Source organism: Roseovarius sp. D22-M7, assembly GCF_037083785.1.
GTDB lineage: Bacteria > Pseudomonadota > Alphaproteobacteria > Rhodobacterales > Rhodobacteraceae > Roseovarius.
On record NZ_JBAPKY010000008.1, the window covers coordinates 24,976 to 50,979 of the forward strand.

21 protein-coding genes are annotated in these 26,004 nt (G+C 66.2%); 6 read left to right on the forward strand and 15 right to left on the reverse strand.

Annotated elements, in window-relative coordinates; genetic code table 11:
- The first annotated feature begins 23 nt into the window (after positions 1–23).
- Positions 24–458, forward strand: coding sequence for a VOC family protein (locus V8324_RS05440; protein WP_336418910.1), 435 nt, complete (start codon positions 24–26; stop codon positions 456–458).
- 4 nt (positions 459–462) lie between these two features.
- On the opposite strand, the gene hisH is transcribed toward V8324_RS05440, so the two are convergent.
- The 3 genes from hisH to V8324_RS05455 form a co-directional block, all read right to left on the reverse strand.
- Positions 463–1,101, reverse strand: a complete 639-nt coding sequence (gene hisH / locus V8324_RS05445; protein WP_336418911.1) for an imidazole glycerol phosphate synthase subunit HisH — start codon at positions 1,099–1,101, stop codon at positions 463–465.
- A 3-nt stretch (positions 1,102–1,104) separates the two neighbouring features.
- Complete coding sequence (gene hisB, locus V8324_RS05450) at positions 1,105–1,692, reverse strand: imidazoleglycerol-phosphate dehydratase HisB (protein WP_336418912.1); 588 nt, start codon at positions 1,690–1,692, stop codon at positions 1,105–1,107.
- Between the two features lie 80 nt (positions 1,693–1,772).
- Positions 1,773–2,108: a hypothetical protein gene (locus V8324_RS05455; RefSeq protein WP_336418913.1), complete on the reverse strand. Its 336-nt coding sequence runs from the start codon at positions 2,106–2,108 to the stop codon at positions 1,773–1,775.
- Positions 2,109–2,134: 26 nt separating this feature from the next.
- Between V8324_RS05455 and V8324_RS05460 the strand changes: the two genes are divergently transcribed.
- Entirely contained in the window at positions 2,135–3,082 is a 948-nt protein-coding gene (locus V8324_RS05460) for a UDP-phosphate N-acetylglucosaminyl 1-phosphate transferase (protein WP_336418914.1), read from the forward strand.
- A 26-nt stretch (positions 3,083–3,108) separates the two neighbouring features.
- On the opposite strand, the gene V8324_RS05465 is transcribed toward V8324_RS05460, so the two are convergent.
- The 7 genes from V8324_RS05465 to V8324_RS05495 all read right to left on the reverse strand — a co-directional run bounded on the left by V8324_RS05465 (position 3,109) and on the right by V8324_RS05495 (position 11,814).
- The gene (locus V8324_RS05465; RefSeq protein WP_336418915.1) at positions 3,109–4,680 is read right to left on the reverse strand and encodes a GMC family oxidoreductase; all 1,572 of its coding nucleotides are present in this window, start codon (positions 4,678–4,680) and stop codon (positions 3,109–3,111) included.
- A gap of 27 nt (positions 4,681–4,707) precedes the next feature.
- Positions 4,708–5,232, reverse strand: coding sequence for a Twin-arginine translocation pathway signal (locus V8324_RS05470; RefSeq protein ID WP_336418916.1), 525 nt, complete (start codon positions 5,230–5,232; stop codon positions 4,708–4,710).
- A gap of 55 nt (positions 5,233–5,287) precedes the next feature.
- Positions 5,288–5,683 (reverse strand): VOC family protein, encoded by a 396-nt coding sequence (locus V8324_RS05475; RefSeq protein WP_336418917.1) that lies wholly within the window; start codon positions 5,681–5,683, stop codon positions 5,288–5,290.
- A gap of 89 nt (positions 5,684–5,772) precedes the next feature.
- Positions 5,773–6,066 carry a ribbon-helix-helix domain-containing protein gene (locus V8324_RS05480; protein ID WP_336418918.1) on the reverse strand — a complete coding sequence of 98 codons (294 nt, stop codon included), beginning with the start codon at positions 6,064–6,066 and terminating at the stop codon, positions 5,773–5,775.
- 76 nt (positions 6,067–6,142) lie between these two features.
- Positions 6,143–6,967, reverse strand: a complete 825-nt coding sequence (locus tag V8324_RS05485) for a phosphodiesterase (RefSeq protein ID WP_336418919.1) — start codon at positions 6,965–6,967, stop codon at positions 6,143–6,145.
- A 100-nt stretch (positions 6,968–7,067) separates the two neighbouring features.
- Positions 7,068–10,505, reverse strand: a complete 3,438-nt coding sequence (locus V8324_RS05490) for a pyruvate carboxylase (protein WP_336418920.1) — start codon at positions 10,503–10,505, stop codon at positions 7,068–7,070.
- A 154-nt stretch (positions 10,506–10,659) separates the two neighbouring features.
- The gene (locus V8324_RS05495) at positions 10,660–11,814 is read right to left on the reverse strand and encodes an alpha-hydroxy acid oxidase (RefSeq protein ID WP_336418921.1); all 1,155 of its coding nucleotides are present in this window, start codon (positions 11,812–11,814) and stop codon (positions 10,660–10,662) included.
- A 142-nt stretch (positions 11,815–11,956) separates the two neighbouring features.
- On the opposite strand from V8324_RS05495, the gene V8324_RS05500 reads away from it, so the two are divergent.
- The gene (locus V8324_RS05500) at positions 11,957–12,760 is read left to right on the forward strand and encodes a peptidoglycan-binding protein (RefSeq protein WP_336418922.1); all 804 of its coding nucleotides are present in this window, start codon (positions 11,957–11,959) and stop codon (positions 12,758–12,760) included.
- Positions 12,761–12,852: 92 nt separating this feature from the next.
- Positions 12,853–15,189: an ATP-dependent helicase gene (locus V8324_RS05505; protein WP_336418923.1), complete on the forward strand. Its 2,337-nt coding sequence runs from the start codon at positions 12,853–12,855 to the stop codon at positions 15,187–15,189.
- Between the two features lie 94 nt (positions 15,190–15,283).
- On the opposite strand, the gene V8324_RS05510 is transcribed toward V8324_RS05505, so the two are convergent.
- Together V8324_RS05510 and V8324_RS05515 are read right to left on the reverse strand one after the other, a co-directional pair.
- Positions 15,284–18,205: a valine--tRNA ligase gene (locus V8324_RS05510; RefSeq protein WP_336418924.1), complete on the reverse strand. Its 2,922-nt coding sequence runs from the start codon at positions 18,203–18,205 to the stop codon at positions 15,284–15,286.
- A 149-nt stretch (positions 18,206–18,354) separates the two neighbouring features.
- Positions 18,355–18,789, reverse strand: coding sequence for an Lrp/AsnC family transcriptional regulator (locus V8324_RS05515; RefSeq protein ID WP_336418925.1), 435 nt, complete (start codon positions 18,787–18,789; stop codon positions 18,355–18,357).
- Between the two features lie 123 nt (positions 18,790–18,912).
- Here V8324_RS05515 and V8324_RS05520 point away from each other — a divergent pair, with 123 nt between their 5' ends.
- Positions 18,913–20,043: a type III PLP-dependent enzyme gene (locus V8324_RS05520; protein WP_336418926.1), complete on the forward strand. Its 1,131-nt coding sequence runs from the start codon at positions 18,913–18,915 to the stop codon at positions 20,041–20,043.
- A 100-nt stretch (positions 20,044–20,143) separates the two neighbouring features.
- Positions 20,144–21,238: a DUF2235 domain-containing protein gene (locus V8324_RS05525; protein WP_336418927.1), complete on the forward strand. Its 1,095-nt coding sequence runs from the start codon at positions 20,144–20,146 to the stop codon at positions 21,236–21,238.
- Between the two features lie 37 nt (positions 21,239–21,275).
- On the opposite strand, the gene V8324_RS05530 is transcribed toward V8324_RS05525, so the two are convergent.
- Genes V8324_RS05530 through V8324_RS05540 form a run of 3 tightly spaced genes read right to left on the reverse strand, consistent with a single transcriptional unit; the run spans position 21,276 to position 25,957 of the window.
- Positions 21,276–22,454 carry a DNA recombination protein RmuC gene (locus V8324_RS05530; protein WP_336418928.1) on the reverse strand — a complete coding sequence of 393 codons (1,179 nt, stop codon included), beginning with the start codon at positions 22,452–22,454 and terminating at the stop codon, positions 21,276–21,278.
- Positions 22,451–24,289: a DNA mismatch repair endonuclease MutL gene (gene mutL / locus V8324_RS05535; RefSeq protein WP_336418929.1), complete on the reverse strand. Its 1,839-nt coding sequence runs from the start codon at positions 24,287–24,289 to the stop codon at positions 22,451–22,453. The genes V8324_RS05530 and mutL overlap by 4 nt, the downstream gene beginning before the upstream one ends.
- Before the next feature lie 60 nt (positions 24,290–24,349).
- Positions 24,350–25,957 carry a peptide chain release factor 3 gene (locus V8324_RS05540; protein WP_336418930.1) on the reverse strand — a complete coding sequence of 536 codons (1,608 nt, stop codon included), beginning with the start codon at positions 25,955–25,957 and terminating at the stop codon, positions 24,350–24,352.
- Positions 25,958–26,004: the final 47 nt, after the last annotated feature.

Consider the following 26,004-nt stretch of genomic DNA (forward strand, 5'->3'; position numbering starts at 1 on the left):
GCGTGCTGCGGTATAGTCAGACGATGACAACCAGCGACCTGCCCACCGCCGTCCCGCCCGACGCCATCCTCGAAGCGGCACTCTACGCCGAGGATCTGGATGCGGCCGAGCGGTTCTACGGCGATCTTCTGGGTCTCGAACGACTCGTGCGGGTGGGTGAGCGGCACGTGTTCTACCGCGTGGGAGACGGTGTTCTCCTGATCTTCAATCCATCAGAGACGTCCAAACCACCGAACAACCCCAGGTTGCCGGTGCCGCCGCATGGCGCGCGGGGGCCGGGGCATTTCTGTTTCGCGGTCGCCGCCTCGGCGCTTGATGACTGGTGCGCGCGGCTGCGCGCCGCAGGTGTCGGGATCGAGGCCGATTTCCACTGGCCGAACGGCGCGCGTTCGATCTATTTTCGCGACGCTGCGGACAACTCGATCGAGATGGCGGAGCCGCGGCTCTGGGCGCGCTGAGGGGTCAGGGCGTCCAGCCCAAGAAATTGGCGATCATCCGCAGCCCGGTCTTCTGGCTTTTCTCGGGATGGAACTGCGTGCCGACGATATTGTCGCGTCCCACCACCGCCGTGACCGCCTCGCCATACTCGGCATGCGCCAGCAGATGCGCGGGATCGGCCACGCGAAAGTGGTAAGAATGCACGAAATAGGCGTGATCGCCGGTCTCGACACCTTCGAAGATCGGATGCGGATGGTCGATCGCCAGATCGTTCCACCCCATATGCGGCACCTTGAGCGTGGGATCGGCGGGCGTGATCCGAGTCACCGTGCCGCCGATCCAGTCGAAACCGGGCGTTTCGGCGTATTCCATGCCGCGCGTGGCCAGCATCTGCATCCCGATGCAGATCCCGAGGAAAGGGCGCCCGTGCTGCAGCACGGCCTCTTCCATGGCCTCGAACACGCCGCGATGGTCGTAAAGTTCCGTGCGGCAGGCGGGGAAGGCGCCGTCGCCGGGCAGCACGATGCGCGCGGCGTGGCGGATCGTCTCCGGATCGGAGGTAACGCGGACCTCGCCCGCACCGGTTTCCTGCGCCATGCGCTGAAACGCCTTTTCCGCCGAGTGCAGGTTGCCGCTCTCGTAATCGACGATGACGGTGGTCATGGGTTACAAGCTGCCCTTGGTCGATGGGATCGCATCCGCGGCGCGCGGGTCGCGATCGACCGCATCGCGCAAGCTGCGCGCCACCGCCTTGAACGCCGCCTCGGCGATGTGGTGGCTGTTGAGGCCGCGCAACCCGTCCACGTGCAGCGTGATGCCGCCATGGCTCGCAAACGCTTGGAAGAATTCGCGCACGAGTTCGGTATCGAAACTGCCGATCTTCCCCGTCGGCATCTCCGCCGCCCAGACAAGGTAGGGCCGGCCGGAAAGATCGAGTGCTGCGCGCACCAGCGCGTCATCCATAGGCAGCAGGCACGAGGCATACCGGCGGATGCCGCGCTTGTCGCCGAGCGCCTCGCGCAGGGCCTGGCCCAGGGCGATGCCGACATCCTCGACCGTGTGGTGATCGTCGATATGCGTGTCGCCGCTGCAGCGGACAGTCATGTCGATCAGTGAATGCCGCGCCAACTGGTCCAGCATGTGATCGAAAAAGCCGACGCCGGTGGCGATGTCATGGGCGCCGCTGCCATCGAGGGCGATATCCACGGTGATATCGGTCTCGGCGGTTGTGCGGTTTATCTTGGCGCTGCGCATCGGGCCTCCGTTCGGTTTCGGCCGTTCTATACTGCGGCGCGGCGCGCAGGCCAAGCCTTTGTACGATTCCCCCGGATTGTTCAGGCCGGCCGGGAAAGCGTGGCAGTTCCGCCGCAGGTCGGCACCTGTTGAAGAAAACGTTTTACAAGGCCGATGCGAGACACGTAAAGGTTGTATGATACCTGTTGCGCCTGCGGGATCGATTTTTCGGAAATCATATCCAAGAGCCTTACAACATGATTGCCCAACCTCCTCTGATACTGCGCCTGTCCGGACCGTCCGACGAGATCTGGACGCTGATGGCGGTGTCCGCGCTGGTCACGCTGATATGCGGCCTGCTGATCATCGCCGGTCGCCGGCCGCTGTCGCGGGTGATGCGCGACCGCGACGATGCAAGCGCCGTCCAGGCGTCGCATGTCGGGGATCCGCTGAGACTTGGGGGGTGGCGATCTTCGCGGGCCTCGCGATCGGGGTCGCCCTCGGGATCTGGCAGGACGCGGCCTTGTCCGCGCTTTTGATGCTGTCGGCCCTGCCGGCGCTGCTGGCGGGGCTGTTCGAGGATCTCGGGTTCTGCGTCTCGCCGCTGCGCCGGCTCGCCGCGGCAGGCGTGTCGGCGCTGCTTGCGGTGCTCATGCTCGGGGCCTGGGTGGCGCGGGCCGATCTGCCGGGGCTCGACCTGGTGATGGGGATCATCCCGCCGGCGGTACTGCTGACCGTCGCGCTGTCGGGCGGCTTTTGTCACTCGACCAATCTGGTGGACGGGATGAACGGCCTGGCGACGACGGTGATCCTGTCGGCGGCGATCGGGCTGATGCTGCTGGCGCACAGGGCCGACGACACGGATCTCGCCCTGCTCGCGGGTTTGCTGGCGGCGGCGATGTCGGGGTTCCTGGTACTGAACTGGCCGTTCGGGACCGTCTTCATGGGCGATGCGGGATCCTACGGGATCGGGCACGTGCTGATCTGGATCGCGATCCTGCTGGCGTGGCGCGTGCCGGATATCGCGGTGCCCGCCCTGCTGCTGATCCTGTTCTGGCCGTTTGCGGACACGTTCCACTCGATCACCCGCCGCGTGCTGCGCCGCGCGCCCGTCTTCGAGCCGGACCGCATGCACCTGCACCAGAAGATCCGCCGCTGCATCGAGATCGTGCTGCTGGGGGGCACGCGGCGCAAGTTGTCGAATCCGCTGGCGACGCTGTGCCTTGCGCCGATGGTCGCGATGCCGGTCGTGGCGGGTGTGTACCTGTCGCACGATTCGCGCGCCGCATGGGGCGCGCTGGTGGTGTTCGGCCTGCTCTTCGCGGTGACCAACGTTCTGGTCACGCGATTGGCCTGCACGCGCCGGCGCCGGTATCGCGGCGCGCCGGCCCCCCTGACACAGGCCGAATAGCGCCTGTCAGGCGGGGCCTTGCCCCGTCAGAGGGTGCCGCGCGACAGTTCTCCGGCGATATGCTCTGCCTGCCGCATGGCAAGCGCCACGATGGTCAGCGTCGGGTTTTCCGCCGCCCCCGTAGTGAATTGCGAGCCGTCCGAGACGAAGAGATTGGGCACGTCATGCGCGCGGCCCCACCTGTTCACGACCCCGTCGCGCGGGTTTTCCGACATCCGGTTGGTGCCGAGATTGTGCGTGGACGGGTAGGGCGGTGTCGGCAGGGTGCGCGTGGCGCCCACGGCCTCGTAGATGGCCGCGCCGCGCCCATAGGCGTGGTCGCGCATCGCGACATCGTTGGGGTGATCGGTGTAATGCACATCCGCCACCGACAGGCCGAACGCGTCCTTGACCGCGTGGTTGAGCGTGATGCGATTGGTTTCCTGCGGCATGTCCTCGCCGACGATCCACATCCCCGCCATGTTTTCGTAGGAATCCAGCGCGGTGGTGAACTCGCGCCCCCAACTGCCGGGATCAAGGAACGCCGCCATGAACGGCAGCCCGAGCGACAGGGTTTCCAGTTCGTAACCGCCGACGAAGCCGCGTTCCGGATCGTGCCGCGCCTCGTCCTGGATGATACCGGCCATCGTGGTGCCGCGCCACATGCGGACCGGCTTGTCGAACACGCCGTAGACCGATCCCGTCAGGTGCCGCATGTAGTTGCGCCCCACCTGGCCGGATGAATTGGCAAGCCCGTCGGGGAACATCGACGAGGCCGAATTGAGCAGCATCCGCGGCGATTCGATCGAGTTGCCGGCAACGCAGACCGCCCGCGCCGCCTGCATCTGCAGGTTGCCGCCCTCGTCGAAATACTCCACACCGGTGACCCGGCCCGCGTCGTCGTGCAGGATCCGTGCGACATGCGCCTTCTCACGCACCTCGAGGTTGCCGGTCGCCTCGCCGCGCGGAATATCGGTGTAGGCCGCCGACCATTTCGCGCCCCATTTGCAGCCCTGGAAGCAGAAGCCGGTCTGTTGGCAGGCCATGCGCCCGTCATATTCCTCGCTGTTGATCGCCATGCGCCCGGTATGCACCTGCTGGTACCCGAGCGATTTCGCACCTGCCTCGAACACCTTGTAATTGTTGCAGCCGGGCAGGGCGGGCATGCCGCCCGTCTGGGTCACGCCGAGCTTCTTCTCGGCCTTGTCGTACCACGGCGCCATCTCCGCGCCGTCGATGGGCCAGTCGAGAAGGTTGGCCCCCTGCACAGGGCCGTAATTCGTGGCGGCCTTCCATTCGTGATCCTGGAACCGCAGGGACGCGCCCGCCCAGTGTGTGGTGGTGCCGCCGACGGCCTTGACGATCCACGAGGGCAGATTGGCGAAATCGCGCGACACGCGCCAGTCGCCGGACGTGGTGCGCGGGTCGAGCCAGGCCAGCTGGCCGAAGCTTTCCCACTCGTCATTCACATAATCCTCGGGCAGGTAGCGCCCGCCCGCCTCGAGCGCGACGACGGATACGCCGCGTTGCGCCAGTTCGTTGGCCAGAACGCCGCCGCCCGCGCCGGTGCCGATGACGACGATCACGGTGTCATCGCTGTGTTCAAAAGGTGCAGCCATAGTCGGTCCTCCCTTGATGGCTATGGCTCAGAGCCAGGTGATGTCGTCGAAGCCACGGTTGATGTAGCCGCCCTTGGAATACGACTCGCCTTCGTAGCCGAAGAGCGGCCAGACCTCTTTCTGGTTGTAGAGGCCGGTCACCAGCCCGCCGCGGATCTTTTGAAAGAATGCGCTGTCCTCGATGCCGCGCAACATGTCCACGCGGTCACGCTCCCATCCGACGTCGAGATACCGCGCGAAGCCCTTGCCGCGCGCCGCCGCGTTCAGCATCTCGATTCCGGCCTCGGTGTCGTCCACCGAGTCGGGCGTGTCATAGCCCTTGACCGCGATCACGTAATATTCATCGGCGACATGATCGTGCGGATAGATATCGCGCGCCATCTGCACGAGGGTCGCGAAACTGTCGGGCTTGAGCGCGTTCATCTCGGTGGCCCAGGCCGCGTCGTTTGCTGCCACGAACCCGCTGCCCACGACGAAGCTGGCCCCCGCGGCCATGGTACGCGAGAGAAGCTCGCGCCGGGTCAGGCCCCTTTGCTGGCTGGTTGTCGTCATCTTCCGTCCTCCCTGATGAAAACGGGCGCGGCCCTCCCCGGCCGCGCCCATGTGGTCACTTGAAGCGCCCTCCGCGCTCCAGCACCTCGATCTCGTAGCCATCGGGATCGGCCACGAAGAAGAACTTGCCGACGAGCTTCCCGTCTGGCGCGAATTCCACGATCTTTCTTGGGTTCAGGCCCTCGGCGGTGAACCGGGCATGTTCGCTGGCCAGATCCTCGACGAGAACGGCGAGGTGGCCGTAGCCGTCGCCCAGATCATAGGGCTCGGTCCGGCCCTTGTTCACGGTCAGTTCGACCTCGAACGGGCTTTCGTCGTTCGACAGGTAAACCAGCGTGAAGTTTTCGAAATCGAGCCGGTCGGCGATCTCGAGCCCGAATGCGCGTTTGTAGAATTCGATCGACCGCGTTTCGTTGAGAACGCGGATCATGCTGTGTATCGCCTTGGCCATCGGCCCCTCCGGATCGTTGCAACGGGTCCGGTCAGGGTATCGCCGCGCGCCGCACCCGGGTAGTAAGGGGATACTACGCCGCGATTTCGTCACTCAGCCGCGATGTGGCGGCGCGCGCTGTCGCCGGCTGTCTCGCGGTGCAGAAGGCAGGTGCAGCGCAGAAGCGAGGTGAAGTTCTTGGGCTCGCCATGCAGTTCCAGCACCTCGGCGTGAAGTCTCGACACGAAGGCGGGGATGGACAGGCCCTCGCCCGCGGCGATCTCGTCGAGAATGTCCCAGAAGGCGTTTTCCAGCCGGATGCTGGTGCTTTGCCCGTTGAGACGCATCCGGCGCGTCTCGAGCATGTAGCGGTCCGGGCTTTGCCCGGCGAAAATTCGGCACATGGTCGTTCCTCCCTTGACCAAGGCGCGGGGTCGCCCCCGCTGGCCTTGGGTGATCCTAGAGTATGGCCCATATTTCTCACCCGGGAAAGCCTGTGACGGCGTCGGGGTAGATCGCCGCTTGGGTCGGCGGCAGGCTGAAATCCTCGCTGTGCACGACCACCCCCTCATCGCCCAGAAGCAGCAGCCCGTAGGCCCCGGGCTCGTCGATGGAAAGGCTGGGGTCCTGGTCGCCGAAGGCCATGGGCATCTGGTGGCAGGGGCTTTTGAGGATGCTGACGGGGATACCGCCCGCCGCACCCTGGATGGACCGGTGGACATGGCCCGAGACGATCTGCACCACCTTGCCGCTGGCGGCAAGCCGCGCTGCGAGCTGGTCGCGATTGCGCAGGCCGATCCGGTCCATCCCACCGAAACCCGTCATGATCGGCGGGTGATGGGTGAAAACCACCACCCGCTTCGCCCCCGCGCCGCGTATCGCGCGATCCAGCCAGTCGAGCCGCGCGGCGCAGAGATACCCGGAATGAAGATCCGGCGCGTCCTCGTCCAGCGTATCGAGGCAGACGAGGCGGTAGTCGCCGATATCGGCGTGGTGCTGGACATGCCCGCTCTCCATGCGCGGCGCCTCGGAGAACGCCGCGAGGAAGGGCGCACGCCGGTCGTGATTGCCCAGCATCAGGCTGACCGGCAGGGGGCAGGTGTCGAGTGCGTGGCGAAGGCGGGCAAATTCCGCGGGCGCAGCGTTATGCGTGAGATCGCCGCACAGCACGATGCGCGCGGCATCCGGGTGGCTGTCAAGCGCGTGTGCCAGCCCCCGGGCGAATCGCGCGTACGGGTCGAGGCCGATGATCGTCTCGCCCTCGGGCACGAGGTGAATGTCGGTGAAGACAAGGACTTTGCGCATGACGCCCTCCCCCCGGCGCTGGCTCGTGGGGAAGTATTGCGCGTTTCGTCACGCTTGGGAAGCGCGAGCGACTCTCCGGCGTCGATCGGGTGCGTCGCGCCTATTCCAGCTCGATCAGCAGGTCCTTTGCGTCGATCTGGCCGCCGGGCTGGACATGCACGGCCTTCACCACCGCGTCGCGTTCGGTGTAAATCCCGGTCTCCATCTTCATCGACTCGATGGTCAGCAGCAAGTCGTCCTTTCGGACCTTCTGACCGGCCTGCACGGCGACGCTCGCCACCACGCCCGGCATCGGCGCGCCGATATGGTCGGGATTGCCGGACTCGGCCTTGGGGCGCGCGGCGGTCTTGGATTTCACCAGGCGGTTGGGCACGCGGATCACGCGCGGCTGGCCGTTCAGTTCGAAGAAGACCTTGACGTCGCCCTCGTCGTTGGTCTCGCCCACAGCCTGCAGCCGGATCTCGAGGATCTTGCCGGGGTCGATCTCGACGCTGATCTCCTCGCCGGGCTCCATCCCGTAGAAGAAACACCGCGTCGGCAGGGTGCGTACCGGGCCGTAATTGCGGTGGCGCCCCATGTAGTCGAGAAAGACCTTGGGATACATCAGGTAGCTGTTGAGATCCTCGCGGTCGATCGACGCGCCCTCGACCTGCTCGACGAGCGCCTTGCGGGTCGCCTCGATATCGACGGGCTCCAGATGCTTGCCCGGGCGCTCGGTATTGGGGGTCTCGTCCTTGAGGACCTTGCGCACGATGCCCTCGGGAAAGCCGCCCGGCGGCTGGCCGAGATTGCCACGCATCATGTCGATCACCGAATCGGGGAACGACATGTCGGTCTCGGGGTCTTCCACCTCGGCGCGGGTCAGGCCCTGGCTGACCATCATCAGCGCCATGTCGCCCACCACCTTCGAGCTTGGCGTGACCTTCACGATGTCGCCGAACATCTGGTTCACGTCGGCATAGGTGCGGGCGATCTCGGGCCACTTTTCCTCGAGGCCCAGACTGCGCGCCTGCGCCTTGAGGTTGGTGAACTGGCCGCCGGGCATCTCGTGCAGGTAGACCTCGGATGCCGGGGTCTGCAGCCCGGCCTCGAAGGCCACGTATTGCGCGCGCACCTGTTCCCAGTAGTTGGACAATTCGCGGATCCGCTCGATCGGCAGGCGGGTGTCGCGGGGGGTGTTCTGCAGCGCCGTGACGATCGAGCCGAGGCAGGGCTGCGAGGTGCCGCCCGAGAACGCGTCCATCGCCGCATCCACCGCGTCGACGCCGGCCTCGGTCGCCGCAAGGATCGACGCCCCCGCGATGCCGGAGGTGTCATGCGTATGGAAATGCACGGGGATGTCGATCTCGTCCTTGAGCGCCTTGACCAGCACGCTGGCCGAGGCCGGCTTCAACAGGCCCGCCATGTCCTTGAGGCCCAGCACATGCGCGCCGGCATCCTGCAATTGGCGCGCCATGCCGACATAGTATTTCAGGTCGTACTTGGCGCGGTCGGGGTCGAGGATATCGCCGGTATAGCAGATCGACCCCTCGCAGACCTTGCCGGTCTCGAGCACGGCATCCATCGCGACGCGCATGTTCTCGACCCAGTTGAGGCTGTCGAAGACGCGAAACACGTCGACGCCGGTCTCGGCGGCCTGGCGCACGAATTCCCGCACGACGTTGTCGGGATAGTTGGTGTAACCCACGCCGTTCGACGCGCGCAGCAGCATCTGCGTCAGCACGTTCGGCATGCGCGACCGCAGATCGCGCAGGCGCTGCCACGGGCATTCCTGCAGGAACCGGTAGGCGACGTCGAAGGTCGCGCCGCCCCAGCATTCCACGCTGAAGAGATCGGGCAGGTTGGCGGCATAGGCCGGCGCCGCGCGCACCATGTCGATCGACCGCATCCGCGTGGCGAGCAGCGACTGATGCGCGTCGCGCATCGTGGTGTCGGTCAGCAGCAGCTTGTCCTGCGCCAGCATCCAGTCGGCCACGGCCTTGGGCCCCTTCTCGTCCAGCAGGGTCCTGGTGCCGGGGGCCGGGTCTGCCCGCAGCGCCGGTGGGCGCGGCAGCTTCAGGTCCGCGGGCTTGACGCGCCCGGTGGTCTCGGGGTGGCCGTTCACGGTGATGTCGGCGAGATAGGTCAGCACCTTGGTGCCGCGGTCGCGCCGCTTTGTGAACTTGAAAAGCTCGGGCGTGGTGTCGATGAACTTGGTGGTGTATTCGTTGTTGAGGAATGTCGGGTGCTTCAGCAGGTTCTCGACGAAGGCGATGTTGGTGCTGACGCCGCGGATCCGGAACTCTCGCAGGGCCCGGTCCATCCGGGCGATCGCGGCCTCTGGGGTGGGGGCCCACGCGGTGACCTTGGTCAGCAGGCTGTCATAGTAGCGGGTGATGATGCCCCCCGCATAGGCCGTCCCGCCATCGAGGCGGATGCCCATGCCGGTCGCCGAGCGGTAGGCGGTGATGCGGCCGTAATCGGGGATGAAGTTGTTGAGAGGATCCTCGGTGGTGATCCGCGTCTGCAGCGCATGCCCGTTGAGCGTGATGTCGAACTGGGTCGCCTTGCCGGTCGCGTCGACCAGCGTGCTGCCCTCGGCGATCCTGATCTGCGCCTGCACGATGTCGATGCCGGTGACCTCTTCGGTCACGGTATGTTCGACCTGCACGCGCGGATTGACCTCGATGAAGAAGAAATCGCCGGTGTCCATGTCCATCAGGAACTCGACGGTACCGGCGCATTCGTAATTCACGTGCTTGCAGATGCGATAGCCGAGGTTGCACAGATCCTCGCGCTGCGCATCCGACAGATACGGCGCGGGCGCGCGTTCCACGACCTTCTGGTTGCGGCGCTGCACCGAGCAGTCGCGCTCGAAGAGGTGATACATGTTGCCGTGCTTGTCGCCGAGGATCTGAACCTCGACATGGCGGGCGCGCAGGATCATCTTTTCGAGATAGCCCTCGCCGTTGCCGAAGGCGCTCTCGGCCTCGCGGCGACCCTCCAGCACCTTTTCCTCGAGTTCTTCCTCGGTGTTGATCGGGCGCATGCCGCGTCCGCCGCCGCCCCACGACGCCTTGAGCATCAACGGGTAACCGATCTCGCCGGCCTCGCGGCGAATGGCGTCCATGTCCTCGCCCAGAACCTCGGTCGCGGGGATGACCGGCACCCCTGCGGCGACCGCCACGCGCCGCGCACTGGCCTTGTCGCCAAGCGCGCGCATCGTGTCGGCGCGCGGGCCGATGAAGGTGATCCCCGCCGCGTCGCAGGCATCGACGAAATCGGGATTCTCGCTCAGCAGGCCGTAGCCCGGATGGATCGCGTCCGCGCCGCTTTCCCGGGCCACGCGGATGATCTCGTCGATCGACAGATAGGCCGCGACCGGCCCCATCCCCTCGCCGATGCGGTAGGCCTCGTCGGCCTTGAACCGGTGCAGGCTCAGCTTGTCCTCTTCGGCGAAGACGGCGACGGTGCGCTTGCCCAGCTCGTTGGCGGCGCGCATCACGCGGATGGCGATCTCGCCGCGATTGGCGATCAGGATCTTCTTGAACTCGGCCATGCCTGTCCCCCGGGTGGTCGGTTTTGGTCGCTGCGACGGCGATTGCTGCACTGCCGCACAACCTCCTTTCTAGGATTTGCACGCCCTTTGCGCAATCCGGCATTCCCGGTATTCGCCCGCCGGGGGAATTTGCTGCCATGACGGGTGGGGCGCCCTACCCGGTCGGGATCGGGCTGCCCGGCACAAGGCGGATGCGCACATCGGTCAGCCGGTGGGTGCCAAGCTGCCCCATGTTGGCGCGCAGATCCTCGGCGAGGATATCGGCCAGATGCGCGGGACCCCGCGCCCCGAGCGCGCCAAGCGCGAAATGCCAGCCGCGCCCCATCATCACGAAATCCGCACCAAGGCCGATGGCGCGCAGGATGTCGAGCCCGCCTTCGACCCCGCCATCCATGATCACCGGCAGGCTTGTGGCGTCGCGCACCTCGGGCAGCGCCTCGATGGTGGCGGGCGCCGCGTCGAACTGCCGCCCGGCATGGTTCGACACCCAGATCGCATCGACGCCCTCAGCCTCGAGCATAGCCGCGTCGTCGCCGCGCAGCACGCCCTTGACCACCAGGTGCCCGTCCCACGCGTCGCGCAGCCAGCGCAGGTAGTCCCGATCCGGCGAGGTGCGCAACAGGTAGCCCGCATGCTTGTTCGACGGCAGACCACTGGTCTTGCCGGTATAGTCCTCGATCATCCGCATCCGCGGCATCCCAAGCCGGGCCATGCCCGTGGCCCAGGCCGGGCATCGCGCCACCTGCCCCATCAGCCGCGGGGTCAGGCGCGGTGGTTGCGTCAGCCCCGAGCGCACCTGACGCTCGCGGCGGCTGCCCACCGGCACGTCGACGGTCAGCACCAGCACCCCGAACCCCGCCTCGCGGGCCCGGCGGAGCATGTCGGTGCGAATTTCGGGATCGCGCGGGGGGTACATCTGGAACCAGCCCTGCCCGTCCAGATGTGGCGCCACCTCCTCGGGCGTGCGGCTGGCCACGGTCGACAGCGCGTAAGGGATCCACGCCGCGGTGGCCGCGCGCGCCAAGTGCCGTTCGGCATCCGGCCAGATCAACCCCGACATGCCCACCGGCGCGATCCCCACCGGCAGGGCGTGGGTCTGTCCGAACAGTGTCGCCGTGATGTCCGGCGTGAACTCGCCATGCAGGATCGACGGCGACAGCCGCACCCGGTCCAGCATCGTGCGATTGCGTGCCTTGGTGGCCTCGGCCCCGGTGCCGCTGTCGAGATATTCCCACACGAACCGCGGGATGCGGGCCCGGGCACTGTCGCGCAGATCCGAGAGGGCGGGATACCGGGCGTGCAGATCCATTGCGGTTCGGCGTCCTCTTTCGGGGTGAGGTCTGTCCGGGACGGGCAGCGCGGGCGGCTTGCGGGATCGCGGCGACGGATTTCTTTTGACTGGCTTCGTAACTTGACCTTAACCTAGACGGCAGCGATCCTCGGAGATCAACATGTCATTCGAAAATGCCATCGCGGCCTGTGCTGCTTCCGCCACCACGGCGCGGACCGCGATCGCGGCTTGGCAGGGGAACGCCTCCCGGCTGGAAACCATGGGGATCGAGAATGACCGGCGGCGCGCGGCGCTGATCGGGCAATGCGCGCATGAAGCCATGCGGTTTCAGACCAGGTTCGAGAATCTCAATTATTCCGGCGACGCCTTGTGGCGCGTCTTTGGTGGTCGGCATTTCGCCTCCCGCGCCGAGGCGCAAGGTTTTCATCGCGATCCGGAACGCATTGCGAACCGCGTCTACTCGGACCGGATGGGCAATGGCAATGCCGCCTCCGGCGACGGCTGGCGCTTTCGCGGGCGCGGCTACATCCAGCTGACGGGACGGACCAATTACCGTATCTACGGCGATCTTCTGGGGGTCGACCTCGTCTCGGATCCGACGCGCGCGGCAGAGCCCGAGATGTGCTGGCTGATCGCCGCGCAATACATGGCACGCACGCGCCGCAACAACCGGGTCCTGTTGCAATGGGCGGATGTGCCGGACACGTTGATGGTGACCAAGGGGATCAACGGCGGCACGCACGGGTTGCAGGATCGCGAGTTCATGACCGGGCTGGCATGGCAGGCCCTGACCGGCGAGGCCTCGGTGGCCGAATGGCAATCGCTGCTTTTGCGCGCCGGTTTCGATCCGGGGCCGATCGACGGTCTGGACGGTCCGCGCACCCGGGCGGCGGTCGCGGCGGCAGAGGCGCAATTCGGCCTGACGGGCAGCGCGTTGCTGGACCATCTGCGCACCCTGTCATGAACCGCAGCACGCGAGGGAAGCGGCAAGAAACACGAGGAACAATCCCTGAACACGGCTTTATTTCCGAGACCCGCCGCGCTATTATCCCAATCATGAGCATATTCGACGAAACCGACGCCTTCGAGGGGCCGGGCCTCGCCGCCCGCGCCATGGCCGCGCGACAGGCGCCCTATCTCGACGATCTCAACCCCGAACAGCGCCGCGCCGCCGAAACGCTCGACGGGCCGGTGCTGATGCTGGCGGGGGCGGGCACCGGCAAGACCAAGGCGCTGACCACGCGGATCGTGCACCTGCTCAATACCGGGCGCGGCCGACCGAACGAGATCCTCGCGGTGACCTTCACCAACAAGGCCGCGCGCGAGATGAAGACCCGCGTCTCGCAACTTATGGGTCAGACGGTCGAGGGCATGCCCTGGCTGGGTACCTTCCACGCGATCTGCGTCAAGCTGCTACGCAGGCATGCGGAACTGGCGGGTCTCACGTCGAATTTCACGATCCTCGACAAGGACGATCAGCTACGCCTGCTCAAGCAACTCGTGCAGGCCGAGAATATCGACGACAAACGCTGGCCGGCGCGGATGCTGGCGGGCATCATCGACGGCTGGAAGAACCGCGCGCTGACGCCGGAAAACCTGCCGGCGTCCGAGGCAAGCATGTATGACGGCAAGGGCCCGGCGCTCTACCGCCAGTACCAGAGCCGGCTGCGCGAGCTGAACGCGGTCGATTTCGGCGATCTGCTGCTGCATGTCGTCACGATCTTTCAGAACCAGCCGGATGTGCTGGCGCAATATCAACGCTGGTTCAAATATATTCTCGTCGATGAGTATCAGGATACCAATGTCGCGCAATATCTCTGGCTGCGGCTCTTGGCGGGCGGGCACCGCAACATCTGTTGCGTGGGCGACGACGACCAGTCGATCTACGGCTGGCGGGGGGCCGAGGTGGGCAACATCCTGCGCTTCGAGAGCGACTTTCCCGGCGCCGCCGTCATCCGGCTGGAACAAAACTATCGTTCCACCCCGCATATCCTCGCCGCCGCGGGGGGCGTGATCTCCGCCAATAGCAGCCGTTTGGGCAAGGAATTGTGGACCCAAGCCGAGATCGGCGAGAAGGTGCGCCTCATCGGTCACTGGGACGGGGAGGAAGAGGCGCGCTGGATCGGCGAGGAGATCGAGTCGATGCAGCGGGGCACCCGGGGGGTGCGCGCAATGTCGCTTGACGAGATGGCGATCCTCGTGCGGGCCTCTCACCAGATGCGCGCCTTTGAGGACCGCTTCCTAACCATCGGCATGCCCTACCGCGTGATCGGCGGTCCGCGCTTTTACGAGCGTCTCGAGATCCGCGATGCCATGGCCTATTTCCGCCTCGTCACCTCGCCCGCCGACGATCTGGCGTTCGAGCGGATCGTCAACACCCCCAAACGCGGCCTCGGCGACAAGGCACAACAGAAGATCCAGGTGACGGCGCGCCAGAACGGCCTATCGCTGATCGACGGCGCGCGGATGCTGCTGGATCAGAAGGGCCTGACCGGCAAGGGCGCGGCCGAACTCGCGAAGCTGCTAGACGGCCTCGCCCGTTGGGGCCGCATGGTCGGCGACGACGATGTCAGCCATATCGAACTGGCCGAGATGATCCTCGACGAGAGCGGCTACACGGAGATGTGGCAGAACGACAAGACCCCCGAGGCGCCGGGGCGTCTGGAAAACCTCAAGGAACTCGTGAAGGCGCTGGAAGGCTTCGAGAACCTGCAGGGCTTTCTCGAACATGTCAGCCTGATCATGGATAACGAAAGCGACGAGGCGGAAGAGAAGGTCACGCTGATGACCTTGCACGCCGCCAAGGGGCTGGAATTCCCGGCCATCTTCCTGCCGGGCTGGGAGGACGGGCTGTTCCCCTCGCAACGCTCGATGGACGAAAGCGGCACAAGGGGATTGGAGGAAGAGCGGCGGCTCGCCTATGTCGGCATAACCCGCGCCGAAGAGGTCTGCACGATCTCGTTTGCCGGCAATCGTCGCGTCTATGGCCAATGGCAATCACAAATGCCGTCGCGCTTCATCGACGAATTGCCCGAGGCACATGTCGAGGTGCTCACGCCGCCCGGGCTTTACGGCGGCGGTTTCGGCGCGACGGCCTCGGGGATCGAGACGCGCGCGGCCGAGGCCAATGTCTACAATTCCCCGGGCTGGCGGCGGTTGCAATCGCGCAGCGGCGAACGCCCGCTCAGCCAGCCGCGCGAGTCAAAATCACCGGTCATCGACGCGCAGGCCGTCAGCGCCCATACTGTGGGCGAGCGCGTGTTTCACCAGAAGTTCGGCTATGGCGCCATCCTCGGGATCGAGGGCGACAAGCTCGAAGTCGAGTTCGACAAGGCCGGCGTCAAGAAGGTGGTCGCTCGGTTCATAACGGGCGCCGAGGATGTGCCGTTCTGATGCCGACAGCCTGGCGGGATTTGAGTATTTTTGGAAAGATGAAACTGCGTCAGGAATTCATCTTTCTCCAAATACTCCCGCCGGAGGTGTCCTGTCAGCCGAGCTCGGCCAGCCGCTGAAGCGCCGCGCGCAGCTTTTTTTCTTCCTCTTCGCGCAACGCGAGGTTCTCGCGGGTATCTTCCACGACATCCTCTGGCGCGCTTTCCACGAATTTCGGGTTGTTGAGCCGCCCGCGCAGGCCGCCAAGCTCCTTTTCCAGCTTGCCAAGCGTCTTTTCCAGCCGCGCCTTTTCCTCGTCCACGTCGATGATGCCCGCCAGCGGAAGGCCGAAGCTGCCGCCCTCTACGGTGACCGTCACGCAGCCCTTGGGAAAGCCGTCGACCTGCGTCAATCCCTCGATCCGCGCGAGCCGCCTGATCATCGCCTCGTTGTTCGCAAACGTGGTGCGGCCCGCCGGGCCGAGATCGGTCACCAGAAGCGGCACGTGAAGGCCCGCGGGGACATGCATCTGCGCGCGCGCCGACCGGATCTGGTCGATCAGCGCGATCACCCAGTTCATCTCGCGGTCGGCGTCCGCGTCGATCATCTGCGTGCCGTAGTCGGGCCAGTCGGCGTGCACGATCATCTTTTGCCGGTCTGCCAAGGTGCCCCACAACTCCTCGGTGACGAACGGCATGATCGGGTGCAGCAGGATCAGGCACTGGTCGATGACCCAGGCCATCGTGGCCTGCGTCTCGGCCTTGGTGGCATCGTCGCCATCCATCAGCAGCGGCTTGGAAAACTCGACATACCAGTCGCATACCGTGCCCCACACGAAACTGTAAAGCGTGTTCGCCGCATCGTTGAAGCGGAAGTTCTCGAGTGCGGCGTCGACGTCCACCCGTGTCTTGGCGGTTTCGCCGATGATCCACTTGTTGACCGTGGCGTCGGGCGTAGGGATCGCCCGGGTGCTGCCCACGGCCTCGTTCATTTCGGCAAAGCGCGCGGCGTTCCACAGTTTCGTGGTAAAATTGCGATAGCCCGCGATGCGGTCCTTCGACAGCTTCAGGTCACGCCCCATGGCGGCCATCGCCGTCAGCGTGAAGCGCACCGCGTCCGCGCCATACTCGTCGATCAGGTCCAGAGGATCGAGCACGTTGCCCAAGGATTTCGACATCTTCTTGCCCTTCTCGTCGCGGACGAGGGCATGGACATAGACATGGCTGAACGGCTTTTGCCCTACGATGGCGTATTGCATCATCATCATCCGGGCAACCCAGAAGAAGATGATGTCGAAGCCGGTGATCAGGACCGATGTCGGGAAATAGCGCCGCAGGTCCTCGGTGTCCTCGGGCCAGCCGAGCGTGCCGATGGGCCACAGGCCGGACGAGAACCAGGTGTCGAGCACGTCCGGGTCGCGGGTGAGTGTCTTGTCACCGGCCAGCGCCCGTGCCTCGGCTTCCGAAGTCGCGCAATACTGTGTGCCGTCCTCGTCGTACCAAACCGGGATCTGATGCCCCCACCAAAGCTGCCGCGAGATGCACCACGGCTCGATATTCTCCAGCCAATGGAAATAGACCTTGCGGTCGGCCTCGGGCAGAATCGTCACCTCGCCCGTGCGCACGGCGTCCAGCGCGGGCTGGACGATCTGCGACGTGTCGACGAACCACTGGTCGGTCAGCATCGGCTCGATTACCACCTTCGAACGGTCGCCGAAGGGCTGCATCAGGGGTTTCGCCTCGATCAGCGGCACGAGATCCTCGACAATGACCTCGCCGCCCTCTTCGGGCGCGGCTGACTTCTGCGCGGCGCTGCCGAGGCGCGGATCGTCGGGGCGCGTCATCATTGCCAGCCCTTCCGCCGTGATCTCGGCGACGACCTGCTCGCGCGCCGCGAACCGGTCCAGACCGCGCAGGTGATCGGGGATAAGGTTGAGGCTGTCGACCTCCTCGATGGTGAAGTCCGCGCCTTCGGCGATCTCTTGCGCGCGGGCTGCGGCCTCGGCATAGGGCGCCCCGTCGGAGCGCATCTGCGCGCGCGTGTCCATCAGCCGGTACATGGGGATGTTGCCGCGCTTGGCGACTTCGTAGTCGTTGAAATCATGCGCGCCGGTGATCTTCACCGCGCCCGAGCCGAAATCGGGATCGGGGTAGTCGTCGGTTATGATCGGGATCAGGCGGCGATGCGCCTTGGGGCCCACCGGGATCTCGCACAGCTTGCCGACAAGCGGCGCGTAGCGCGCGTCCTCGTGCGAGACGGCGACAGCACCATCGCCGAGCATGGTCTCGGGGCGGGTGGTGGCGATCGAGATATAGTCGCGCTCTTCCTCCAGCACGACGGCGCCGTCCTCGTCGCGCTCGACGTAAGTGTAGGTCTCGCCGCCCGCCAACGGATACTTGAAGTGCCACATGTGGCCCGGCACCTCGACATTCTCGACCTCGAGATCAGAGATCGCGGTCTCGAAATGCGGGTCCCAGTTCACCAGCCGCTTGCCGCGATAGATCTGTCCCTTGTGGTACATCTCGACGAAGACCTTGATCACCGCATCGTGGAAATTGCCGTCCTCGCCCGCGGGGGCGCCGGGCGCGCCGGACATGGTGAAGGCGTTGCGCGACCAGTCACACGAGGCACCCAACCGCTTGAGCTGGTTGATGATGGTGCCGCCGGACTGGGTCTTCCACGCCCAGACTTTCTTCAGGAACTCCTCGCGCGAGAAATCCGTGCGGCGCTTGCCCTTTTCGGCGAGCTGGCGTTCCACGACCATCTGCGTGGCGATGCCCGCATGGTCCTGCCCGGGCTGCCAGAGCGTGTCATGCCCGCGCATCCGGTGCCAGCGGACGAGGATATCCTGCAGCGTGTTGTTGAAGGCATGCCCCATATGCAGCGATCCCGTCACGTTGGGCGGCGGGATCATGATGCTGAAGCTTTCGGCGCCATCCCTTGCATTGGCCCCGGCCTCGAACGCGCCGGCCTCTTCCCAGGCGCGGTAGAGCCGCTCTTCGGCCTCGGCGGCGTTGAATGTCTTGTCCATCGTCATGGCGTCACGGTCCTGCAAGATCACGGGAATTTGGGGCTGCTTTAACGAATGTACACCCGAAGGAAAAGCCGAAGCCCCGCGAAAAAGCCGGATGCCGGATCGCGCGGCTTTTTCCTCTTGGTAAAACCTCTCGGAATCAACGGACTGGATCACGCCCCACGGTCGAGCTTCGTGGCCAGGTGGATAAGGCTTTCCGAGCCCTTCACGCCCCGCGCCTCGCCGATCCGGTCGAGGGTTTCGTCCAGCGCCTCGGTGGTGTCGGCCTCAATCGTGACGATCAGGTCGAACCGTCCCGACGTGGTGTGCACACGCTGCACCGCGGGCAGCGATTTCAGCCGGGCCAGCACGGCGGGGCCGGCGCGCGGCTCGATGCTGAGAAGGGCGGTGGCGCGCAGGGCGGGGCGGGCGACCTGGCCCAGTTTCGGGGCGTAGCCGAGGATCACGCCCGAGCTTTCCAGCCGGTCGAGCCGCGCCTGCACGGTCGTCCGCGCCAGCCCGAGACGCCGCGCGAGGGTGGCCACCGGCAGCCGAGCGTTGTCCTGCAAAAGCGCGATCAGTTCGCGATCCGTTTCGTCGATCTGCATGACCACCCCGTCATTTGGCACGGTTCAACTGCCAATATAGACAGAATGACGCGATGAATCGATGCAATTCTGATGTATCAATGGACAAAAGAAAGCCGTTCCAGAGCGAAGGATCCATCAGACATGCGCAACCGCCCGGAGATGACCGATCCCCGCGCCCATCTTCTGCGTCACGCCCCGGACGCGCCGGTTCTGTATTTCAGCCCGGCGCGGCTGCAGGCGACCGCGCGTGAATTCATCGAAGGATTTCCGGGGCTTGTGACCTATGCGGTCAAGGCCAACCCGGGCGAGGAAGTGCTTGCGAACCTCGTCCGGGCCGGGATCGGCGCGTTCGACGTGGCCAGCCCCGAGGAAATGCGCGCGGTGCGCGCCGTGGCGCCGAAGGCGGTGCTGCATTACAACAACCCGGTGCGGTCGCCCGCCGAGGTGGCGACGGCGGCGGCCCTCGACGTGCGGTCCTTCTCGGTCGATTGCCTGTCCGAGTTGTACAAATTGAGCGGCAAAGTTTCACAAACGTCGGAGGTCAGCGTGCGCCTCGCGCTGCCGGTTCCGGGGGCCGCCTATCACTTCGGCGACAAGTTCGGCACCGATCCCGGAAGCGCGGCGAAGCTGCTGCGCGCGGTGGCGGCCTGCGGGTTCACCCCGTCGATCGCCTTCCATCCCGGCACGCAATGCGCCGACCCGCAGGCCTGGGCAAGCTACATCGCCGCCGCCGCCGAGATCGCACGCGCGGCGGGCGTGCGCCTGAACCGGCTGAACGTCGGCGGTGGCTTTGCCGCGCATCGCACCGGGGCCGCGCCGGATCTGCCGGCGATCTTCGAGCGCATCCGCGCGGAGGTGGCCACGCAGTTCGGGCCCGCCGCGCCGCAGCTTGTCTGCGAGCCGGGGCGCGCGATGGTCGCCGAGGCGTTCACCCTGGGGCTGCGCGTCAAGGCGGTGCGCGATACCGGGGCGATCTTCCTCAATGACGGGGTCTATGGCGGCCTGACCGAGATCCGCGACATCGGCGCGCCCGACCGGATCGCGGTGATCGCCCCCGACGGCACGCAGCGTAGCGGGGCGCCGCGCGCGCGCATCGTCTACGGGCCGACCTGCGACAGCATCGACCGGCTGCCCGACCCGCTGCCGCTGCCCGGCGACCTGGCCGATGGCGATCACATCCTGATCGCGGGCATGGGGGCCTATACGCGCAGCGTCAGCACCGCGTTCAACGGCTACGGCCTGCGCGACGTGGTGACGGTCGCCCGGCTTTGACCGCGAAATCACGCGAAGTTTTATCTGGCGTCAATGCTTTGCCTGCACACTCTGCCTACGTTGACAGCGTGGACAGAGTTGCAGGAGGCGGCGGTGAATCATGGCATGGCGTGACTGGATCAAGACCGTCCATGGCCGGATCTTTCCAGGATCGCGGGCGGCACAAACGGTCTTTGCCCACAGGCGTGGGGCGGTCGCGCATGTGCTCATCCTCGACGGCACGATGTCGAGCCTTGCCGACGGGTTCGAGACCAATGCCGGGCTGACCTACAAGCTTTTGCGCAGGCGGGCCGGACCGGACCTGTCGCTGTATTACGAGGCCGGGATCCAGTGGCGGGACTGGCGCGCCACCGGTGACATCGTCACGGGGCGCGGGATCAACCGGCAGATCCGGCGCGCCTATGGCTATCTTGCCAGCCGCTACCGCCCCGGCGACCGGATCTTCCTGATGGGTTATTCGCGCGGGGCCTACGCGGTGCGCTCGCTTGCCGGGGTGATCGACCGGATCGGCCTGTTGCGCGCCGACATGGCGACCGAGCGGAACGTCCGCCAGGCGTTCCGCCACTACCGCGGGGACCCGCAAAGCCGGGCCGCGGCGGCGTTTTCGCGCGCGCACTGCCACGCCGTGTGCCACGTGGAAATGGTCGGGATCTGGGACACGGTCAAGGCGCTCGGGCTGCGCATCCCGCTGCTGTGGCGGTTCCGGCACGATCCGCACGCGTTCCACAACCCTCACCTGGGGCGCACCACGCGGCACGGCTTTCACGCGCTCGCCCTCGACGAGACGCGCACCGTCTACACCCCGATCCTTTGGGAATCCCCGCCGGAGTTCGACCGGCATGTCGAACAGGTCTGGTTCCGCGGCTGTCATTCGGATGTCGGGGGGCAGCTTTGCGGGCGGCACGCGGCGCGGCCCCTGGCGAACATCTCGTTGGTCTGGATGCTGGAGCGCGCCGAATCCTGTGCGCTGCCGCTGCCCGAGGGCTGGCGCGCAGGGTTCGTGCAGGACGTCACTGCGCCGTCGATCGGCACATGGGCGGGGTGGGGCAAGCTGTTGCTGCGTCGCCGCCGCCGTGTCGTGGGGCGGGATCCGTCAGAGCGCCTGCACGAGAGCGCGCGCGGCGCGGTGCAACCCGTGCGGCGCAATGCGCGGGGCCCCGCGCCCGCGGAGGCGCCTGACGAGGGCGTGATCTGATCCGGCGCGGCGTGTGGGCGGGGCAAGAGATCGGCGATCAGTCCGTGCCGTGAGTGCCGTCCTGCAAGGCGAGGGCAGGTTCGGTTTCCGGCGCCAGCTCCTCGAAATCGAAATTGTCGAGACGACGGGCGCGGCGTCCGGCCTTGTCGGCGGAAATCTTGATGTCGGAGATGTCCTTGGACGCCTGGTTGAAATGCCGGTCGAGATTTTCCACGCGGGTGCCCAGCCGGTCCACATCCGAAAACAGCAGCCCCAGTTCGCGGCGGATCGCGCCGGCCTGTTCGCGCATGCGGGCATCCTTCAGGATCGCGCGCATGGTGTTGAGCGTGGCCATGCAGGTGGTCGGCGACACGATCCAGACCTTTGCCGCGAACCCGTCGCGCACCACCTCGGGGAAGTTGGCGTGCAATTCGGCATAGACCGCCTCGGACGGAAGAAACATCAGCGCGCCATCGGCGGTCTCGCCGTCGAGGATGTATTTCTCGGAGATATCCTTGATATGCTTGCGCACAGAGGTCCGCAGGAACCGCGCGGCCTCGGTCAGTTCCGCGTCGGTGGTGGCGCGGCGCAGCGCCTCGTAGGCTTCCAGCGGGAACTTGCTGTCGACGCAGATCGGGCCCGGCGGGTTGGGCAGGTGGATCAGGCAATCGGCACGCTTGCCATTGGATAACGTTGCCTGCAGCGCATAGCTGTCCGAGGGCAGCGCCTTGGTCACGATGTCGTGCAGCTGGATTTCGCCGAACGCGCCACGCGTCTGCTTGTTGCTGAGGATATCCTGCAGCGACAGCACATCGCCCGACAGCTTGGTGATGTTGTCCTGCGCCTTGTCGATCGCCTGCAGCCGCTGTTGCAGATCGCCAAGGCTTTGGGCTGTACGCCGCGCGGAACCTTGCAGGTTCTCGTTCATCCGCTCGGTCACCTGGCTGAGGCGCTTTTCCATAAGTTGCAGCATGTGCGATTGCGCTGCCGATTGCGCCTCGGAGACATGGGTCAGCCCGCCGGCGAGCTGCTGCTGCCCGTCCGAAAGACCCTGCACCCGCTGGCCAAGCTGGCCGACCTGCCGGGTCAGCGGCTCGGTCATCCGAGCGGACCGCGTGGCGGCGCGCACCGCGACCACCAGAAGCACGAGAATCAGCAGCAGCACGCCGCCGCCGATCAGGGCAGCCAGCGTGGCGGGCTCGTCGAGCGCATAAGTCTGATCGCCGATCCGGATCATGTGCGGCCGAACAGGCGGTCTATGTCGGCAAGCGGCAGTTCCACATAGGTCGGCCGGCCGTGATTGCACTGGCCCGATTGCGGCGTGCGCTCCATCTCGCGCAGAAGGGCGTTCATCTCGTCGGCGGACATCCGGCGGCCCGAGCGGACCGAGCCATGACAGGCCACGCGGCTGAGGATCGCGTCGATCCGGGCCTCGACCGTGAAGCTGTCGCCCGCGTCGTGCAATTCGTCGAGGATGTCGCACAGCAGGGCGGCGGCGTTGACCGTGCCGAGGATCGCGGGGGTCTCGCGCACGGCGATGGTGGCGGGGCCAAAGGGCTCGATGCTCAGCCCAAGCGTGGCGAGGTCGGCGGCGTGGGCGTGCAGCAGGGCGCAGTCGGTCTCGGACAGTTCGACGATCTCGGGGATCAGCAGCGCCTGCGCGGCGATCCCGGTCTCGGCCATCTGGCGTTTCAGGCGTTCGTAGACCAGCCGTTCATGGGCGGCGTGCTGATCGACGATCACCAGGCCGGTTTCCGTCTGGGCAACGATGTAGTTCTCGTGGATCTGCGCGCGCGCGGCGCCGAGCGGCAGGGCGGCGGCGTCGGCATCCTCGGGCGTTGGCGCGGTGTCCTCGACCCGCGCGCTCCATGCCTGGGGCATGTCCGAAAACCCCGGCGCCTGCGCCTGGTAGGCGGCGCTGCGGGCCTGCGCCGAGGGGCGGTCCATCTGGTAGACGCGCCCGCCCGAGGGTTCCGTCCGGAACGCGCCGAGGGCGGCCGTGGCCACGGTCGAGGAGGCGCGGTGCCCGGCCTCGGCCAATGCGTGGCGCAGGCCCGACACGATGAGGCCGCGCGCGATGCCCGGATCGCGAAACCGCACCTCTGCCTTGGCGGGGTGCACGTTGACGTCCACCAGCACGGGGTCACAGTCGACGAAAAGCGCCGCGGCCGGGTGGCGGTCGCGGGCCAGCACGTCCTGATAGGCGGCGCGCAGCGCGCCGTAGAGCATCCGGTCGCGTACCGGGCGGCCCTTCACGAAAAGGTATTGCGCCACCGCCGAGCCGCGCGAATAGGTCGGCAGCGCTGCAAAGCCGGTCATCCGCAGCCCGTCGCGGGTGGCGTCGATGCGCAGCGCGTTATCGGCGAAGTCCGCGCCGAGGATGCGCCGCAGCCGCCCGTGCAGCGCGTCGAAGAGATCGCCGGTCTCGGCCTCTGCGCGGAACGCCACGCGGCCCTCGCCGCCATCCGAGACGTCGCGCAGGGTGAACCCGACACGGGGTTCTGCCATGGCGAGGCGTTTCACGGTGTCGGCGATCGCCTGGGTCTCGACCCGGTCGGTGCGCATGAATTTCAGCCGCGCGGGCGTGGCGTGGAAGAGGTCACGCAGTTCCACCACCGTGCCGGCATTGAGCGCGGCGGGCTTCACCGCGCCGATCTGTCCGCCCGTGACGGCGATCTCGGCCGCGTCATGGCCGTCGGCACGCGAGATGATGCGCAGCCGCCCCACGGCCCCCAAAGATGGTAGCGCCTCGCCGCGGAAGCCGAAGGAATGGATGTTGAGCAAATCGCTGCCGTCGATCTTCGAGGTGGCGTGCCGCGCGAGCGCCAGCGGCAATTGATCGGGCGCCATGCCGCAGCCATCGTCGGTCACGCGGATCAGGGTCTTGCCGCCATCCGCATAGGCCACCTCGACCCGGCGCGCGTCGGCGTCAAGCGCGTTCTCCATCAATTCCTTGACCGCCGAGGCCGGGCGCTCGACCACCTCGCCGGCGGCGATACGGTTGACCGCCGCCTCGTCAAGCTGGCGGATGAGCGGCTGTGCGGCGCTTATATTGGGTGTCGGCGTGTTCATGCCGCAATACTTAGCATGAACCCATACGATTCTGCCAGAGCGGTTTTCCAACGGTGCCGCTTACACCATCATTTCCTTGACCGCCGTCAGGGTGATGTCGGGGTGGTCGCGGGCCACGCGGTCGATGTCCCACTGCATCCGCGTCAGGTAGACCGCGTCGCCGTCGTGATCGTAGGCGATGTGCTGCTTGTTGGCGTTGGTGAAGGCCTCCATCGCCTGCTTGTCGCCAGCGATCCAGCGCGCCGAGGTGAATTGCGACGCCTCGAACCTCACGGGCAGCCCGTATTCCTGTTCGATCCGGCTGGCCAGCACCTCGAATTGCAGCGCACCCACGACGCCGACGATATAGCCCGACCCGAAGGCGGGCTTGAACACCTTGGCAGCGCCTTCCTCGGCGAATTGCATCAGCGCCTTTTCAAGATGCTTGGCCTTCATCGGATCGCCCGCGCGGGCCTGTTGCAGCAGTTCGGGTGCGAAGGACGGGATGCCGGCGACGCGGATCGACTCGCCCTCGGTCAGGGTGTCGCCGATGCGCAGCTGCCCGTGGTTGGGGATGCCGATGATGTCGCCCGCCCAGGCTTCTTCGGCCAGTTCCCGGTCGGAGGCGAGGAACAGCACCGGCGCCGAGACCGTCATCTGCTTTTTCGAGCGCACATGCGTCAGCTTCATGCCACGCTTGAAATGCCCCGAGGCGAGGCGCACGAAGGCCACGCGGTCGCGGTGCTTGGGGTCCATGTTGGCTTGCACCTTGAACACGAAACCGGCGACGGTGTCCTCCTCGGGGGCGATCTCGCGCGGGGTGGCCTTTTGCACCTGCGGCACGGGGCCGAAGCTTCCCAGCCCGTCCATCAGTTCGCGCACCCCGAAGGAGTTGATCGCCGAGCCGAACCAGATCGGCGACATGTGCCCTTCGAGCACCGCCTGCGGGTCGAGCACCGGCAGCAATTCGCGCGCCATCTCAACCTCTTCGCGCAGCTTGGCGACGAGATCGGCAGGCACGTGTTCGTCGAGCTTGGGGTCGTCCAGCCCGTCGATGCGGATCGATTCGGCGACCTTGTTGCGGTCGGCGCGGTCCATCAGTTCCAGCCGGTTGTGGAGCATGTCGTAGCAGCCCACGAAATCGCGCCCCATGCCGATCGGCCACGAGGCCGGGGTCACGTCGATGGCGAGGTTTTCCTGGATCTCGTCGATGATGTCGAAGGTGTCGCGGCTTTCGCGGTCCATCTTGTTGCAGAAGGTCAGGATCGGCAGGTCGCGCAGGCGGCACACCTCGAAGAGCTTGCGGGTCTGGCTCTCCACCCCCTTGGCGCCGTCGATCACCATCACCGCGGCGTCGACCGCCGTCAGCGTGCGGTAGGTATCCTCGGAGAAGTCCGAGTGCCCCGGCGTGTCCACGAGGTTGAAGCGGAACTCCTTGAAATCGAACGACATCGCCGAGGCCGACACGGAAATGCCGCGATCCTTTTCCATCTGCATGTAATCGGATCGCGTGCGCCGCGCCTCGCCCTTGGCGCGGACCTGTCCGGCCATCTGGATCGCCCCGCCGTAAAGCAGGAATTTCTCGGTCAGCGTCGTCTTGCCGGCATCGGGATGCGAGATGATCGCGAAGGTGCGCCGGCGGGCGATCTCGGCGGGCAGATCGGGGCGGTTATGGGCTTTGTCCAACATGCCCCGCGATATAGAGGGGCCGTGCCCATGGCGCAACACGGCATGGC

What these genes read in the sequence shown, in the direction of transcription:
- V8324_RS05495 (WP_336418921.1), bottom strand. Translation starts at nt 11,814, where the DNA reads ATGGATCTGCACGCCCGGTATCCCGCCCTCTCGGATCTGCGCGACAGT.
- V8324_RS05440 (WP_336418910.1), top strand. Translation starts at nt 24, where the DNA reads ATGACAACCAGCGACCTGCCCACCGCCGTCCCGCCCGACGCCATCCTC.
- V8324_RS05525 (WP_336418927.1), top strand. Translation starts at nt 20,144, where the DNA reads ATGGCATGGCGTGACTGGATCAAGACCGTCCATGGCCGGATCTTTCCA.
- V8324_RS05455 (WP_336418913.1), bottom strand. Translation starts at nt 2,108, where the DNA reads ATGCGACGCCTGGACGGCGCTTGCATCGTCGCGGTCGCGCATCACCCG.
- mutL (WP_336418929.1), bottom strand. Translation starts at nt 24,289, where the DNA reads ATGAACACGCCGACACCCAATATAAGCGCCGCACAGCCGCTCATCCGC.
- V8324_RS05500 (WP_336418922.1), top strand. Translation starts at nt 11,957, where the DNA reads ATGTCATTCGAAAATGCCATCGCGGCCTGTGCTGCTTCCGCCACCACG.
- hisH (WP_336418911.1), bottom strand. Translation starts at nt 1,101, where the DNA reads ATGACCACCGTCATCGTCGATTACGAGAGCGGCAACCTGCACTCGGCG.
- V8324_RS05510 (WP_336418924.1), bottom strand. Translation starts at nt 18,205, where the DNA reads ATGACGATGGACAAGACATTCAACGCCGCCGAGGCCGAAGAGCGGCTC.
- V8324_RS05540 (WP_336418930.1), bottom strand. Translation starts at nt 25,957, where the DNA reads ATGTTGGACAAAGCCCATAACCGCCCCGATCTGCCCGCCGAGATCGCC.
- V8324_RS05505 (WP_336418923.1), top strand. Translation starts at nt 12,853, where the DNA reads ATGAGCATATTCGACGAAACCGACGCCTTCGAGGGGCCGGGCCTCGCC.
- V8324_RS05465 (WP_336418915.1), bottom strand. Translation starts at nt 4,680, where the DNA reads ATGGCTGCACCTTTTGAACACAGCGATGACACCGTGATCGTCGTCATC.
- V8324_RS05475 (WP_336418917.1), bottom strand. Translation starts at nt 5,683, where the DNA reads ATGGCCAAGGCGATACACAGCATGATCCGCGTTCTCAACGAAACGCGG.
- V8324_RS05470 (WP_336418916.1), bottom strand. Translation starts at nt 5,232, where the DNA reads ATGACGACAACCAGCCAGCAAAGGGGCCTGACCCGGCGCGAGCTTCTC.
- V8324_RS05515 (WP_336418925.1), bottom strand. Translation starts at nt 18,789, where the DNA reads ATGCAGATCGACGAAACGGATCGCGAACTGATCGCGCTTTTGCAGGAC.
- V8324_RS05485 (WP_336418919.1), bottom strand. Translation starts at nt 6,967, where the DNA reads ATGCGCAAAGTCCTTGTCTTCACCGACATTCACCTCGTGCCCGAGGGC.
- V8324_RS05530 (WP_336418928.1), bottom strand. Translation starts at nt 22,454, where the DNA reads ATGATCCGGATCGGCGATCAGACTTATGCGCTCGACGAGCCCGCCACG.
- V8324_RS05520 (WP_336418926.1), top strand. Translation starts at nt 18,913, where the DNA reads ATGCGCAACCGCCCGGAGATGACCGATCCCCGCGCCCATCTTCTGCGT.
- V8324_RS05480 (WP_336418918.1), bottom strand. Translation starts at nt 6,066, where the DNA reads ATGTGCCGAATTTTCGCCGGGCAAAGCCCGGACCGCTACATGCTCGAG.
- V8324_RS05490 (WP_336418920.1), bottom strand. Translation starts at nt 10,505, where the DNA reads ATGGCCGAGTTCAAGAAGATCCTGATCGCCAATCGCGGCGAGATCGCC.
- hisB (WP_336418912.1), bottom strand. Translation starts at nt 1,692, where the DNA reads ATGCGCAGCGCCAAGATAAACCGCACAACCGCCGAGACCGATATCACC.